This window comes from Nocardia mikamii NBRC 108933, assembly GCF_001613505.1.
Taxonomy (GTDB): Bacteria; Actinomycetota; Actinomycetes; order Mycobacteriales; family Mycobacteriaceae; genus Nocardia; species Nocardia mikamii.
Genome location: NZ_BDCM01000027.1, coordinates 26,116 through 41,124, shown reverse-complemented (window position 1 = coordinate 41,124; position 15,009 = coordinate 26,116). Strand labels below are relative to the sequence as shown.

The following is a 15,009-nucleotide window of genomic DNA, read 5'->3' as shown; positions in this document are numbered from 1 at the left end:
CGCCGATCGCCCGTCGAAGAGTTCATCGCACATCGCTGAACCCGCTCGCTTGCAAGTTGATTGGAGAGTCATGACTGTCAGTGCCACGTTGCCCAAGCGATCGCGTCGTACCGGCAATGTCCGATTCGCGCGCCTGATCGTCTTCTTGGGAGCCGTTGATGGATAACGTGCTGGATCGTTTGTGCAACGAGTCCGCGAGTTGATGCCGCATGGACGGCATCGACCCGGACAGCGTTCGCCACACCATTGTCGACGGAATCGAAGTGACATGGTACGTGCTCGACCTTGCCGCACGGGTCGAGTCGATCCGCGAAGTGGACGGCCGGGTCCTGATGTCCTATCGAGGCCCCGGATACCCGGATGTGGCGCAAGCAGAAGAGCTATGGCCGCGGTTCTCCGGGCTGTGGGAGGCGGTGAGAGACGAACTGCAGCAGGTGATTGCAGATGGCCGCAACAGCTTCCCGCACTGACCACATGCGGTCTGGCCGACAGCCACTCAGGACTGCGAGTCCGCCAATCCAACGATCACCGGAGGTAGTGCCATATGAAACAGCCCGCGCGCGTGAATGGCTGTCGGTTCGCTCCGATTGCGGTGTGGTTGGTAGCCCGTGACGTAGCGCGTCGGTGGCCGGGTTGCGTATTCGCTGTGGGGCTGCGGCGTCGGTCGGGAATCCGGCGGTGGTGTGTGTTGGTGAGATGGTTCGATGGGCCGACCGAGGAAATGGTGGGCAGGTATCTGGGCCGCTACGTCGCCGAACGACGCAGTAGCGGAGTCGTGGACGGGTCGCAATCTGGCCCGGGGATGGCACCGCTGTTCGCGGTCTCCGAAATCGACACACGACGAACGATCACAGCGGCGGGGTTCGATCCGATCGCGGCGGCCATTGAACGTGATTGCGGGGTGGAGGTGCCGCGCATCGACGGTGGCATCGATTGGGAGAGAGCCGCCGAGGTGTGGATCATGGGCCCGCTTCGGCTCAGCGGCGCCATGTTCGAGCCGCTGAAAGGCACGCACATGGCGAGGATGCAGGGCCCCGTGCCTGTCGCGCTCGCACTGCACTTAGTGTCCGAGGCCGTAGACCTGACCGGAATCACGGAGCCCGCATCGGGGGAGAACCCGCGGCCTGTCAGCATGCAATGGCCGCGGCTTCGACCATGCCGTAGATGGCGAGTAAATCGGTGCGGTCGCCGAACTCGGTGACTTGCAGGCCGATCGCGACGGGGGTCGAGGCGCAGGGTATATGGAGACGGATCGGTGTGGTGGTGCGGCGTCCGTAGGCCACCTGGAGGTGGTTGCTCTCCCATAGTCGCTGGAAGTCGTTGGAGGCTCGTAGCTTTCGTAACAGCTGTTGTGCTTGCGGGGTGTCGCGGTATCGGCCCAGCATCGCACGGGTGACGGCGACCCAGCCGTGGGCCTCGTGGTCCCAATGGTCGATGACGCGGCGGGCGGTGGGGGTGAAGAACCAGAGCGCGAGATTGTGGTTGCAGTCCTGCAGGCCGGGCACAGCTTGTCCGAAGGTTCGATTGTTTTGCAGCACAGTGGACAACGGGGTGAGGTAGGCGCTAGCGATGTATCGGGTATCGAGGTGGTCGAGGTGGGCCTGGACGGCGGGGCTGTCGACATGGCAGCGCAGGTCGGCGGTGGGTGGCAGTGTCGCGGAAGGCTCCCACAGATCGAAAGTGTGGCGCTTCTGCCACGTATTCAGCTGATAGGCCCGTGCCAGTCGTTCTACCACCTCGCGGGCCGGGTGAGCGTGGTCTCGCTCGATGCGGTTGACGTAGGAGGTGCTGATGCCGGCGCGTTTGGCGGCATCTTCGCGGGAGAGCCCGAGGTGCAGGCGCGTGCGTTGGAGCCAGTCGTAGAAGTCCGGCATGCGTGGCCCGGGAGCGGAGCCACCGTGGTGTTTCATGAGCCCCTCCGTAACTGGCGTCGATCACAATCCGCGCTGTCGGAACGCGGTTCGGTGACGGCGATGGAATTTCGGGTGAAATAAGGGCGGGCTCTCCCACGGCACTGTGAAGTCAGATCGATCCTCGTGAGCTACCTGCGATCAATCCCGCCCGGCTCGCTGTCATTGTCTTTTCACCTTCGCCCGGTGGTGAGTCGGGTGTCAACGGGGAACGGGTGCCCAATTAGGGCATCTATGGGGCGAGTAAATGCCCTGCGAGGGCACTTTCTTGTGTATTCGGTCCGCGCTGAACAACTCATGACCGGTTCGGGTGAGAACGGAAAGAGGTCAGTCGATGGCCCACAAGCGGTAGGGTCATTGGATGCACCAGGGTCGGTAATTGCCCAGTGTGAACGATTAATCTCTGGCTTGTGCCCAGATTGGGCAATTTCTGGTTATTGACTCGGTAGGTATTCGGGCTGAATCCTCGTTTTCACGAGGCAGGGTTTCGTGTCGTGGTGGTATCGGCGGACTGATCAGATCTGCTGACCGGTGAAACTCGGCCATTCATCACTGCGTGCGCGCAGTGGATTCGCGCACAGGCAAGTCATTCCCCGACGGCTTTGAAGGCCGCCGCTCTTTGATTCGAGGTTTCCGATGGCCGACACCGCAGCCGACAATTACCGACGACGCACAGCGCCGCCTACAGAGGCTGGGCAGAACCCGCCGCCTGGAGCGAGGCCCGGGAACGAATCTGGTCGGACGGCCGGCCTCCGAGGTCGGCCTGTTGCCTCGGGCTCTGGGCGTGTGACAGAGGTCGTCATCGTCGGCGCCGGGTTCGGTGGTCTGACCATGGCCGCGGAACTCCGGTCGGCCGGCATCGATGATTTCCTCGTGCTGGAGAGCGGCGCCGATGTCGGCGGGGTCTGGCGTGAGAACACCTACCCTGGCTGCGCCTGCGACGTGCCCTCGCACCTGTACTCCTTCGAGTTCGCGCCCTACCGAGACACCGACATCCGGTTCCCGGGTCAAGCCGAAATCCTTCAGTACATGCGCCAGGTCGTCGAGCGCCACGGCCTGCGCGCGCATCTGCGCTACGGCACGCCGGTTATCGGCGCGGACTTCGACGCCGCGACCGGCGTATGGACCCTGACCACCACCGCCGGCCAGACGATCAGAGCGAGGACGGTGGTGTGGGCGGTCGGGCAGCTGCACCGCCCCGCGTATCCGGTATTTCCCGGCGCGCACACCTTTGGTGGCCGTGCCTTCCACTCCGCGCGCTGGAACCACGACGCGGACCTGACCGGCCACATCGCGGTCATCGGCGCCGGATCCTCAGCGGTGCAGATAGTTCCGGAGCTGGCGCGCACTGCCGCCTCGGTGACGGTGTACCAGCGCACCCCGGCGTGGATTCTGCCCAAGCCGCGGCAGCGATTCGGTCCGGTCTCGCGGTGGCTGCTCGGCCATGTCCCGGGCGCCCACCAGCTCTATCGGGCGGGTGTTTCTCGTGGGGCCGACGCGGTCCTGGCGCCGATCATGCGCGGCGGCTGGTCGGCTCGGCCCGCGACGTGGATCGCGCGGGCGCATCTGAGGCGACAGGTCCCCGACCCGGTCCTGCGCGACGCGCTCACCCCGCGATACCGGATCGGGGAGAAGAGGATCCTGCTGTCGAGCAGCTACTATCCCGCGCTGATGCGCCCCACCGTCGAGGTGGTGACCGACCCGATCGAGCGGATCACCGCCGACGGCATTTGCACGGCAGACGGCACTCACCGGCGCGCCGACGTGATCGTCTATGCCACCGGTTTCCGCGCGTCGGACTTGCTGGGAGGCGTGCACATCCGGGGTCGCGGCGGCATGGACCTGCACGACCGATGGATCACCGGACGCCCCGAGGCGTTTCTCGGGCTGGCGGTGCCGGGCTTCCCCAGCATGTTCCTCATCGCCGGACCCCACAGCTTCACCCCGGCCAACTCCAATCCGTCCCTGAAGGCGGATCAAGCACGCTACATCGCCGCCTGTATCGCCCTCGCCGACCGGTGGGGCACACCGATTGAAGTTGCCACGACGGCGATGTCGGCCTACCGGGTCTGGCTCGACGCCCAGCTGGCCCGCACCGTGTGGCCCACCGGCGTGCCCTCTTGGTTCAAACGCGCTGATGGTGAGGTCACCAACGCATGGCCGGCCACCGCGAGGGCCTTTCACCGGATGACCAGCACGGACCCCGCGCGAGCCTTCCGGCCGATGCCCGATCAGGACAGCGCCGGTCCGGTGTAGGGCAGCCGGTAGGCCAGACAAAGCCGCATGTCGCGGGAGCCGGCCACAGCGCCGAGCTGCACGCTCATCGAATAGGGCTCACCGGTGCCCGCGTCGCGCAGATGAATGTGCTCGTCGGGACTGCGGCCGTAGGCGACGGCCAGGCTGCTGGTCCAGACGGAGGTGAACGTGGCACTGGTGCGCAGGCGCCGCAGGAGGGCCAGGGCCTGCGGAGCGTCACGATGACGACCGAGCGCACCACGCAGCGTGGCGGTGAAGAACGCGGATGCCCGGTCTGCGAAGACGAAGATCGATGCTGAGGTGGCCGTGGAGGTGTCGCGGCGGAAATGCCACAGCGCCAGGTTGCCATCGAAGTCGTCCACGCCGGGGAATGCCTCGCTGAACGGTTCATTGGCGGCGACCACATTCCACAAAGGATCGATGAACGCGCAGGCCAGGCCCTCGCGCCCCAAGCGCGACAGACGAGCCCGCTGTTCAGGTACGGCAAGCAGCTCACGCAACGCACCGACCGGCCGCAGCGGTACAGCGGGCTGGGCAAGTTCGCGCGTGAAGCGTTGCTGCGCGGGCCCCAGGTCGTAACCGGCGATGATCCGGTCCAGCGTCACCGCCGACGGGGCGGCGGCCGAGTTGCGCTCGATCGATTTGAGAGTGTCCACGCTGAGGTGGAGGCGGGCAGCCGCCGCAGGGCGGGAAAGCCCATGATGGGCTCTCAGCTGCCGCGCCCAACGCCCGAGGTCCGGCATTTCCACAGCGAGCTGACTGCCGCCGCGAACGCGCCGCCCCCGGCGCTGCGAGCCTGCCGTCGCGTCCGTAATCCCAGCCACGTCCTCCCCTTCGCTCAAGAATCGGCAGAATCCACTCACGGTGGTTGAACCTTTTATCTCCCCCAAGATAATTCTTTCTACCAAAGGTCGCCAGCAATCGCAAAGGCAATACATTGTGTCGCGGGAAGATAGCTGACCCGTTCGCTCCCGGGTGCCGTGTGGCGTGCGCCACGCGCCTCGACCGAAGGGCCTCGAAAAATTCTTCGATGCACACAACTGCTACCCGTTTCACGATATCGGCGCTGGTCGCTGTGGTGACCCTATGAGGGGGGCGTTTGTGGTAACAATATTTTTCCCTGTCGAGAGGCTGGCGTGGGAGGCATTCTCGGGGTTGTGATGGGTGGGCACTTTCACTTCCACGGAAAGGGAAAATTATGGATCCATACGAGGTTGTTACGTGGCTCAATGCCGGCGCTGCTCTCGTGTCGAATGTGCTAGCAGTCGCCTCGCAGGTATTGAACCTGGCTCTGTTTTTCCTCTGACCCTCGGGATATCGCGGCGGGCCTCCCGGCCTCGTCGAAGCCGCCGAGAGGCCCGCGTTAATTCTGCGTTGTTCGAACGCATTACCTGATTCGGTATTTCCTTCCTTCGAAGGGGTTATTCGCATGCCCAGAAACAGACGCAATTCCTTCGAGCCGACACTGGCCTCGAAACATGAGGTACGACCCGGCAGCTTCGGGCGCCACGGTGTGAGCCGCCCGAAATTCGCGCGGGGCGGTCACGTCCTGGTGGTCGGTGCGGTGCAGGCGTTGGTGATGCTGGCCGCAGCTACCGACGTCAACGCTGAGACGATCGACCCGATTGTCAATCAGCCGGGCGTGACGACCCCGGCGCAACCGGGCACAACCACGCCTGCGCCTCCACCGCCGCCCGCAGCTGCCGTCTACCCCGAGCAGCCGCCGTCGGTGCGCAACGGGCCCGCGCCCCGGCCTGCGCCGTCTCCGGACCCTGTTCCTCCGGTGCAGGTGGAAGATCTGCATCTGCCCGAACCCGTGGACGCGGTCGCGCCGATCGCCCCGCCTCCCGACGAGATCCGCGTGGGCCAATTCTCGGTGCCCTCGCCACCATGGGTGCCCGGTGAGGTCCGCGACGCGATCAACAACACTGCCGCCGGGGCCGAGGCACAGGTCGCTACCGCGCTGGACTCGATCGGGATCCCACCGGGGCGTTCGGACCGGGTCAGCGGTGCCACCCTGGCCGGTGCGGGGATCGGCGGCGCGATCGGTGCCACGATCACCGCCGCCCCGGCCGCTGCGGCCGGAGCGGTGGTCGGCGGCCTGATCGGCGGAACGATCGGCGGGATCGCCGGAGCCGCTGTCGGCACGGTCGTCGAGGTCCCCGTGATCGGCACCATCACCTCCGGTGTGGCCGGTACTGCGATCGGCGCGGCAGCCGGAGCGGCAGCGGGTGCGCTGATCGCCGGAGCCCCCGCCGCCGTCGCCGGAGCGCTGGTCGGCGGTGCCGTGGGGATGGGGTTCGGTGCCGCAGTCGGAGTTGACCAACGATGACCCGAACCTGCGTACGCGCACGCACGGCCGCCGCCGCGCTGCTGGTCTTCCTCGCCGCGATTGCCCTCGCGATGCCGGTGCCGGCCGTGGCCTCACCCGACCCGGATCCTGGGTGCCCGCCGGTGTGGGTGCTCGGGGTGCAGGGCACCGGTCAGTCTTCCCCGGATGCGAGCCGTACCGACGACACGGGCATGCTCGGCGCACTGATCGGACCGGTCACGGCGGCGGCTCCCGGGTTGGTGGCCCACACCTACGTGCCGTACGCGGCGGGATTCGGTGGTGTCGTCGGCGCCGGGGGAGGCGACGAGCCCTATGTCCGCTCGGTCACCGACGTGATCGCAGATCTCGGCGCCGAGGCCCAGCGCGTCGTGAACCAGTGCCCGCGGACCGAGCTGGCGCTGGTCGGGTATTCACAAGGCGCGCAAGCGGTCTCGCAGCTCGCACGAGCCGTCGGTGCCGGGAACGGCCCGGTGTCGGCCGACAAGGTCGCGGCGGTCGCGCTCTACGCGAACCCGGAACGCCGTGCGGGCGGGCCGGTGTTGCCGGGACGGCCCGGCCAGATCACGCCGGATCCAGCCCCGGGCACCAGCGGCGCGGCGGTATCCACGGTGCAGCTCAGCGCGCCACCGGCGTCCGGCAGCGGCATAGCCGACGACGACGCGGAGTATGGGGCGTTGTCCGGGCGGGTCCTCGATATCTGTGCCGAGGGCGATCTGGCGTGCTCGGCACCCGAGCATGCGGCCTTGCTGCGTATCGGCGCCCTGATCGCCGCGCAAGCCGACCTGTCCAACCCGATCGGCTCTGTCGCCAGCCTGCAGCAATTGCTGTCGCGGGCGTTGGGTTCCGCATGGACCATGATCGTGCTCGACGACGTCGCCGTCAGTCCCGCCACGGTCGATTACATGCCTCGAAAGACGTTGGCGCAGAGGATGATAGAAGCGTCCGATCCGCGCGTTGCTGCGCCGTCGCCCGAGCGGGCGGCTGAGGCGGGGCAGCGCTGGACCGAGATCACCGCGACCGTTGCCGCCCATCCCGCTGAATTGTTGAAGCTGGCGGGACAGCTGGCCGGTGCGTGGGGGCAGCTGCTGGCGGACAACGGCGATTTGGCGAATCCGGGAGTGTGGGCGCGTCTGGCAGGAACGGTCGCCGCTCACGACGGCTACGCCGCCGCCGGTCAGCTCGGCTCCGGGATCGCGTGGCTGGTCGCGGTGGCCCACGACCTCGCCGGAGGCCACCAATGACCGAGGCCACGAGTACCGATACCGATTTCTACACCCCGCCCGCCGTGGTGGAGCAGCAGCCCGGGGCCATCCTGCGCCTGCGTCCGGCCCCGCAACTGACCGGAGCTGGCCAAGCGTGGCAGATCCTGTACGCCTCGCGTGATTCCTACGACCGGCCGATCCCGGTGTCTGGCACGGTGATCACTCCCGAGAGCGCCGGAGAGCTCGGCGGTGCGGTGTTGGTGTACCAGCCCACCTTCCACGGCCTGGGAGGAGCGTGCGCGCCCTCCCAGCTGCTGGCCGCGGGCACTGAACCCGACAGCGCTCAAATCCGGGCCGCGCTGGCACGAGGATTCACTGTCGCCGTGGCCGACGGAGAAGGGCTCGGCGTGCTCGGCCACGGCCCACACACTCTCCTCGCCGGCCGCGCCGCCGGGCAGGTGATTCTCGACCTGGCGCGCGCCGCCACCCATATCCCCGCCCTGCATGCCGCGGGTGCTCCAGTCGTGTGGTGGGGCTACGGCGACGCGGGCCGCGCCGCTGTGTGGGCGGGCAGCCTGCAACCCAGCTGCGCGCCGGAACTGGATGTGCGCGGGATCGCCGCCGGGGCGGTCGTCACCGATCCGGGACAGATCCTGCGGGTGGTCAATCAGGGCATGTGGGCGGGTCTCGGGCTCGCGGCGCTGATCGGGTTGTCGCACGCGCATCGGCATCTGCCCCTGCGTCACATCTTCACCGAGGACTCGCGCCGGAGCCTGCTGGCCGAGGCGGAGGCGTCGAACCGAGTGCGGTTCTGTGACACGTGGCGGCACCCGGTCGGGGTGTGGTGCGAGCGGCCCGACGTCTGGAACGACCCGGTCTGGCAGCACGTGTTCGCCCATGAACTCCTCAGCGCGAGCATGGTCCCGACCGCACCGCTGCACCTGTATCACGGGGCGACCGACGCGATAGTGCCGGTCGAGTTCGGCCGCCGCCTCGCTCGCGACTTCCGTTCCGGCGGCGGAACGGTCGGGTGGCGCGAGTACGACGCCGATCACTTCCGAACCGCTCGCGCCGCGATCGGCGACGTGCTCGACCACCTCACCGAAGACCTCACCCGCCCTCACCCCCAACCAGCCTGAGATGCCCGCCCCCAAGGGCTTCTCGACAACCCCTGTGCCACACAACAATCCACTCATCGATAGAGGTTCTGATGTCCGATTTCTACACTGCACCTGTTCTCGAGCAGAACCATGTTCCCGGAGAACTTGTCCGGATGCGGCCGGCGTTCGTCCCGCAGTTGCCCGGCGCGGTGGCGGCCTGGCAGATCGTGTACGTCTCGCGTGATTCCCAGGGCGCGCTGACCCCCGCCTCGGGAATCGTGATCATTCCCGATACCGACACCGGTCCGGAGGCAATGCTGGTGTATTACCCAGCATTTCGCGGCTTGGGTGGCCCGTGCGCACCGTCGCGGTCGCTGGTCGTCGGGGCCGACCCGGACACCGCCGATATCGCGGTGCTCGCCGAGGCACTCACCCGGGGATGGGTGGTCGCGGTGCCCGACGGCGAATGTCTCGGCCTCACCGGCATGGGACCACACACCTTCCTCGCCGCTCGTGCCGGCGGGCAGATCGTGCTCGACCTGGCTCGCGCCGCGCGCCTGGTACCCGACCTCGCCGGCGACGGTGAGACGGCCCGGATGCCGTTGCTGGCGTGGGGATATGCCGATGGCGGCCGTGCAGTCGCAGCAGCGGGCGAATTGCACGCCGAGTACGCGCCGGAGCTGGACTTGCGGGGACTGTGCGCGGGAGCGGTGGTCTCCGATCTCGCCGCGGTCGCCCACACGGTCGACGCGGGCGCGTACTCGGCGCTGGGAGTAGCCGGGTTGATCGGTTTGGCGCGCGCCTATCCGCACCTGCCGTTGCTGGATGTGCTCACCGAGGAGGGACGAGAGCTGGCCGCACACGCCGACTCTTTGACCGTCGAGCATCTGCTGGACTGGTATCGCCAGCCGTTGGCGCACTGGTGCCGCCGACCAGACCCGTGGAACGACGCGGTGTGGCGGTGGGTGCTCGCCGGAGAAACCCTCGCCCACACCGCCCCCATGGTGCCGATGCGGTTGTACCACGGCGTCGAGGATCAGATCGTTCCCGTGACAGCTGGACGGCGCACGATGATCGCCTACCTTCAGCGCGGCGCGGATGTGAGCTGGCGCGAGTACAACCGCGGCCACCTCGCCACCGCGACCGAGGCCCGCGACGACGCCTTCGCCCACCTCGGCCACACCCTCTCCGCCCCCACCGACGACGGCCACCAACCCATGCCCTGCGCAGACACTGCGCGCGCGTGACCCCTCCGGGGAACACCTGCCCGCGCCCGGCGACCCCCTGCAACCGGACGCGGGCAGGCCCCGAAGACGAACCGACGAACGGGGTGAAATGCATTGCCTCGCAACGACAACAGCTCCGAGGAAGAGTGGGGCAAGCCGATCCTCGAACCGGACGACGACCTCGACCTGGACACCGCCCTGGCGGCAAACCACACTGCCGAGGCGACTGTCTCGGCGCAGGCTGACTGGTTCACCCCACCCTCACCTAATCCCGGCCCCGACCAACCGGCAGCTGGTCGACGCGGGCGCAGACTTCCGCCACGGGGATGGGCAGCGCTGGCCGCCCTCGCCGCGGTGACCGCCGGCGTGCTCGCCATCACCCATACCGGCGACGAGGACAGCCCGCACGCCGCTCGTGTCTCGGCGACCGCAGGTCCACCGGCGACCACCACGGCAGCGAGCGGCCCCTGCGCGGGTTTGTCGGGAGCGGTGGTAACCACTCGTGGCGGCAAAACCGACACCATCGCGGGCATCATCGCCACCTTCGAAGCCGACTACTACACCGAGCGCTCCGCCGCCAAGGCAATACAACTCGTCACCCCCGAGACCGGAATCACCGAGCAGGGACTGGCCGACGGCATCGCCTCGATCCCGACAGGCACCACCCACTGTGTCGCCATCACCCCGCTCACCACGAACACCGCGACCGCGCACCTGGTGGAACTACATCCCGACGGCCGCCGTGTCGACTACCTCCAGGTGATCAACACCGTCCCCGGTCCCGGCGGCGGTCTGCTGATCAGCCACATCCAGGAGCAGGGATGACCTCCACCCAGACCACCGGTCCCGCGAGTCACCTGCCCACCGCAGCCCCAGACCCCGACATTGTTTGCGTGTGGCTGTAATGGATTCGCGCGCAACACATTCCGCCCATGACGAGAGTCCCGGGTTGTTGATCGCGGTGGCGGGAACCGCACCGGGCTCAGGCGTCACGACCACCACGGTCGCGCTCGCACGAACCTGGCCCGGACCCGAGCCCGCGGTGATCGTCGAAGCCGACCCGGCGGGCGGGCACCTCGCGACCGCGATCGGAGCCGACCCGTACCGGGGCCTGGCGAGCATGGCCCGTGCCGCCGCTGCCGGCGTCCCGGCGAGGGCACTGGAGTGGACCGCGCACGTGCAACAGCTGCCCGGTGGCGTGGCCTTCCTCGCCTCGCCCCCCGGACCCGATAGAGGCGCCCGTTCCGGCTGGACCGCCGCGCTACTCACCGGCGACCAGCACGGCCCGCACGCCGGACATCCACGACCGAGCTGGAATCGCGCCGGTGCGACAGTGATTGCGGACTGCGGCGCCCCCGAGCCGGGCTCTGCAATCGCTTCAATCCTCGCCCGAGCCGACGCTCGGCTGCTCGTCGTGCACGCCGACCGGGACCACCCGGCCCACGCCCGGCGCCGGATCCTCGAACTCACCGCCACCGGTGGTCGCCGCGCGGTCCTGCTCATCGACCCCGACCCCGGCAGGGGCTACGCGACCGAGCTCGGGCTTCCGATCATGGCCTGCCTGCCCGCCGACCCCGGCTCCGCCGCCACGCTCCTTCGTCGCTCCCCGCTCTGGACTCGCCGCAACCAGCTCCTGCCCGTCACCCGCCCCATCGCCACCGCAATCGACACCCAGCTCCGCCCGACCGCGTCAGCATCCGTGGAGCCCCGCGACGGCCGCCCAGCGGCACGACGTCACGGCTTCGGCCGCCGCCGGGGGGCGCGCCCGACGGTCTACCGGATCGACCTGCCCGCCAGCTCCCCTCGAGCACCGGGCCCTGCCCTGCATAGGGAGGCGAGCCCGGCGCCCCACCGGGCACCACAGGACCTCCCTACCCACATCGAGACCGGCCGCGCGGGCATCGGTCACCAGAATGAACGCGGCACCGATATCGCCACAACCGCTGCGGCGCAGCCCGCCACCTCCTCAGAGCCCTCTCAGTCGCCCCCGACCGATCACGGACCCGACTCTGCCCCCACCGCCCCACGCCAGACTCGATTGGCACCACTGCTGCCCGGCCAGCAGACAGACACCACGCGCCACGAGCCCGACACCGACACCGACCTCGGTGCCGGCGTCGGCGACACGGAGGCTGCCGCGGGGCCCACGCCTCGCTCCGCCGTAGTGGCGCCGGACCCCATGCTCGCATCGCCTGCAACCGCTGGCGGGCACCTTCTCGTGGTGCAGTTGTTCGGGCCCACACAATTGTGGCTGGACGCGGCGGGACAATTGTGGCTGGACGCGGCGGGCACGCAGCGCACTGAGATCACCGGCCGGCTGCAACCCCAGAGCCTTGAGTTGCTCGCTGTGCTGGGCCTGCACCCCGGCGGAATGACCCGCGACGAACTGCTCGAAGCGCTGTGGTCGGGGCATCTGCCCGCCAAACCCAACAACGCGCTCAACAACGCGATCAGCCGCCTGCGCATCGCTCTCGGCGCGGCCACCGGCACCGACGGACACGCCACCGTGCAGGCCACCCAGGGCCGCGCTCGTTACCGCCTCGAACCCGCCCATGTGCGGGTGGACTATTGGGACTTCACCGAGGCCGTCACCGCGCGCCGCCGCGCCACCAACAACGAGGAGCGGGCGGCGGCATGCCAGCGGATCATCGACATCGCCACCGCGCCACTAGCCCCGGATCTGAGCCAGCCCTGGATCGAGCCGATGCGCGAAGCCACACGCCGCGACGCACTCAACGCCCTGGGATGGCTGGCCTCGCACACCGTGACCACCAGCCCCCGCACCACCCTGGACATGCTCGAAACAGCCGCAGAAACCGACCCCTACAACGAAGCCCTCTGGCAAGACATTTTCCGCCTGCACGCCAAACTCGGAGAATACGACGCCCTCGCCCGTACCTACACCCTCATGAGCCGAAAACTCGCCGAAATCGACGCCACCCCCAGCCGCGACACACAACAACTCCTCCACTACCTCCAACACACCACGAGATAGGCGCCCACCATCACACGCCGAAACGTCACACAGAGCGGAGGAGTCGAATGCGCCACGAGAAGTTTCCGAGTCCAGGATCCGAATTCGAGCGATTACCGCTCAACGACACTACGCCCCTATAATGGGAATAAATTAAATCTGATCTGAATAGGATGCGCGCTTATGTCCGGTCGATGGAGTGTACGTCTGGATTTCGAAATACTTTCGCGCCCTTGAAATGGTCTCAGAATCACATTTTCGGAGGGCGTCTGTGGTTTATTCGCTCCGTGCTGTCATGCGAAGTTAATCCGTGGGCTATATGGGGGGCTATACGGGGGGTTGTTCCGCGAGTTGCTCAAGTCAGCCGCCCCCGGCGCTGTATTTCTGCTGGTAGATGCGCATTTCTGGGTGGCCGCGTGGCCCGGGATCACATACCCCAGAAACGTAGGTACGTGATCGTCGCCGTCCCGCCCGGCCGTTCTATCGGCCCCGTACTCCAGTTGTCCTTGCCTTGCTTGTCTCCGTCTTTTTCTCCTCTACTGCATACTGCTCCTTTTATTAGCGCTTCCCGTTTTCGCAGAAGAGAGTTAGCCGGCCCTGCCTGATGCATTTTCTCCAGGAATTGCGTTGCCAAATCTGGGCGAGGCGCGAAGAAAATTCTGGAAATTGGTCGAATTTCGGGTTGTGCGCGCATGGCGAGTCGAGTTAGCGTCGTTTCGTTCCCGGGAAATGCCGGGGAATTCTGAGAATTCCGAATGACGTTCTCGCTACCGCTGTGCCTGTTTCGCAGGATGGCGTGCGTCGGAATACGGTTCGAAATAGGAGACGAAATGACTTCCCCCACCGCTACCGCACCCGCGACGAGCACCCGTTTGGGTAACGGTGAATTGCGCCGCATGGTGGCCCGCGTGCTGGCAGATCACCCTGCCGTCGAATACAGCCCCCGCGAGGTTGCGAGACTGATCTCCCGCTCGTCGGGCGCGGTCGGTAACGCGCTGAAAACCCTCACCGCCGCCGGGCAGGCCGAGCAAACCAACGCCAAACCGCTGCGCTACCGCGCCACCGCCGACACCGCCGCCGCTGCCGCCGGAGCCACCGCTCCCACTCCGGCCGTGCCCGCTACGGCACCGGCCGCGCGCCCGCGTAAGGGCAAGCCGAGCGCCCCCGCGCCCGCCCCGGTGGCGGGGAGGGCCGTGCCTCGGCCGAACGGGCAGGACTATCACCTGCGCAAGCTCGCGGGCCGCTCCGATGTGGATGTGCTGCGCACCATGCGCACCGCCGAGGTTCCGGTGCTGCTGTACGGGCCGCCCGGAACGGGCAAGACCTCGCTGATCGAGGCCGCCTACGGGGATCTGCTCACTGTGCAGGGCGACTCGGACACCACGGTCGCTGACTTCGTCGGCGAGTACACGCAAAACCCCGATGGCACTTTCGTTTTCGTGCACGGCCCGCTGGTCCGGGCGATGCGCGAGGGCCGGGTGCTGTTCGTCGACGACGCCACCCTGATCCCGCCGACGGTGCTCGCGTCCCTGTATCCGGCGATGGACGGCCGCAAGGAGATCGTGATCAAAGCCCATGGCGGCGAGGTCGTGAAAGCCGAGCCGGGGTTCTTCGTGGTGGCAGGGCACAACCCTGGCGTGCACGGGGCGATCTTGTCCGATGCGCTCTCGTCGCGGTTCGCGTTCCAGGTGCAGGTCGGCAGCGACTATGACCTCGCGGCCCAGCTCGGGGTGGACAAGAAGGCGGTCACGGTCGCCCGCAATCTCGCCACCCGCAAGGAGTCGGGCGATATCGGGTGGGCTCCGCAATTGCGAGAACTGCTGGCGTTCAAGAAGATCGCCGCCGCCACCGACCTCGCGACCGCTGCGGCGAACCTGGTCGGCACCGCGCCCGAGGACGACCGCGAGATCGTCGCCACCGTGGTGCGCTCGGTGTTCGGCACCGCCTACCAGCCGCTCGCGCTCGGCCCCCGCATCTGACCCTCACCACCGCCATTACCGCCCGCCGAA

General features: G+C 67.6%; 11 protein-coding genes. 9 read left to right on the top strand and 2 right to left on the bottom strand.

What is annotated here, in order from left to right:
* The first annotated feature begins 209 nt into the window (after positions 1–209).
* Positions 210–470, top strand: a complete 261-nt coding sequence (locus NMI01S_RS32370; RefSeq protein ID WP_063002547.1) for a hypothetical protein — start codon at positions 210–212, stop codon at positions 468–470.
* Between the two features lie 657 nt (positions 471–1,127).
* On the opposite strand, the gene NMI01S_RS32365 is transcribed toward NMI01S_RS32370, so the two are convergent.
* Positions 1,128–1,910: a helix-turn-helix domain-containing protein gene (locus NMI01S_RS32365; RefSeq protein ID WP_063002546.1), complete on the bottom strand. Its 783-nt coding sequence runs from the start codon at positions 1,908–1,910 to the stop codon at positions 1,128–1,130.
* Positions 1,911–2,696: 786 nt separating this feature from the next.
* Here NMI01S_RS32365 and NMI01S_RS32360 point away from each other — a divergent pair.
* Entirely contained in the window at positions 2,697–4,166 is a 1,470-nt protein-coding gene (locus NMI01S_RS32360; RefSeq protein ID WP_245717125.1) for a flavin-containing monooxygenase, read from the top strand.
* Here the strand turns inward: NMI01S_RS32360 and NMI01S_RS32355 are convergent.
* Positions 4,142–5,008: an MmyB family transcriptional regulator gene (locus NMI01S_RS32355; protein WP_156511408.1), complete on the bottom strand. Its 867-nt coding sequence runs from the start codon at positions 5,006–5,008 to the stop codon at positions 4,142–4,144. The two genes, NMI01S_RS32360 and NMI01S_RS32355, sit on opposite strands and share 25 nt — an antisense overlap.
* A 587-nt stretch (positions 5,009–5,595) precedes the next feature.
* On the opposite strand from NMI01S_RS32355, the gene NMI01S_RS32350 reads away from it, so the two are divergent.
* The 7 genes from NMI01S_RS32350 (at position 5,596) to NMI01S_RS32320 (ending at position 14,979) form a co-directional block, all read left to right on the top strand.
* On the top strand, positions 5,596–6,498 hold the full coding sequence (locus NMI01S_RS32350) for a hypothetical protein (protein WP_063002544.1): 903 nt from the start codon (positions 5,596–5,598) through the stop codon (positions 6,496–6,498).
* The gene (locus tag NMI01S_RS32345; protein ID WP_063002543.1) at positions 6,495–7,739 is read left to right on the top strand and encodes a cutinase family protein; all 1,245 of its coding nucleotides are present in this window, start codon (positions 6,495–6,497) and stop codon (positions 7,737–7,739) included. Before NMI01S_RS32350 ends, NMI01S_RS32345 begins: the two co-directional genes overlap by 4 nt.
* Positions 7,736–8,839, top strand: coding sequence for a lipase family protein (locus NMI01S_RS32340; protein ID WP_063002542.1), 1,104 nt, complete (start codon positions 7,736–7,738; stop codon positions 8,837–8,839). Before NMI01S_RS32345 ends, NMI01S_RS32340 begins: the two co-directional genes overlap by 4 nt.
* 71 nt (positions 8,840–8,910) lie before the next feature.
* The gene (locus NMI01S_RS32335) at positions 8,911–10,047 is read left to right on the top strand and encodes a lipase family protein (RefSeq protein WP_063002541.1); all 1,137 of its coding nucleotides are present in this window, start codon (positions 8,911–8,913) and stop codon (positions 10,045–10,047) included.
* Between the two features lie 93 nt (positions 10,048–10,140).
* On the top strand, positions 10,141–10,851 hold the full coding sequence (locus NMI01S_RS32330) for a DUF8176 domain-containing protein (protein WP_157126481.1): 711 nt from the start codon (positions 10,141–10,143) through the stop codon (positions 10,849–10,851).
* A gap of 79 nt (positions 10,852–10,930) precedes the next feature.
* On the top strand, positions 10,931–13,021 hold the full coding sequence (locus NMI01S_RS32325; protein WP_063002539.1) for a BTAD domain-containing putative transcriptional regulator: 2,091 nt from the start codon (positions 10,931–10,933) through the stop codon (positions 13,019–13,021).
* An 809-nt stretch (positions 13,022–13,830) separates the two neighbouring features.
* Positions 13,831–14,979 (top strand): ATP-binding protein, encoded by a 1,149-nt coding sequence (locus NMI01S_RS32320; RefSeq protein WP_063002538.1) that lies wholly within the window; start codon positions 13,831–13,833, stop codon positions 14,977–14,979.
* Positions 14,980–15,009: the final 30 nt, after the last annotated feature.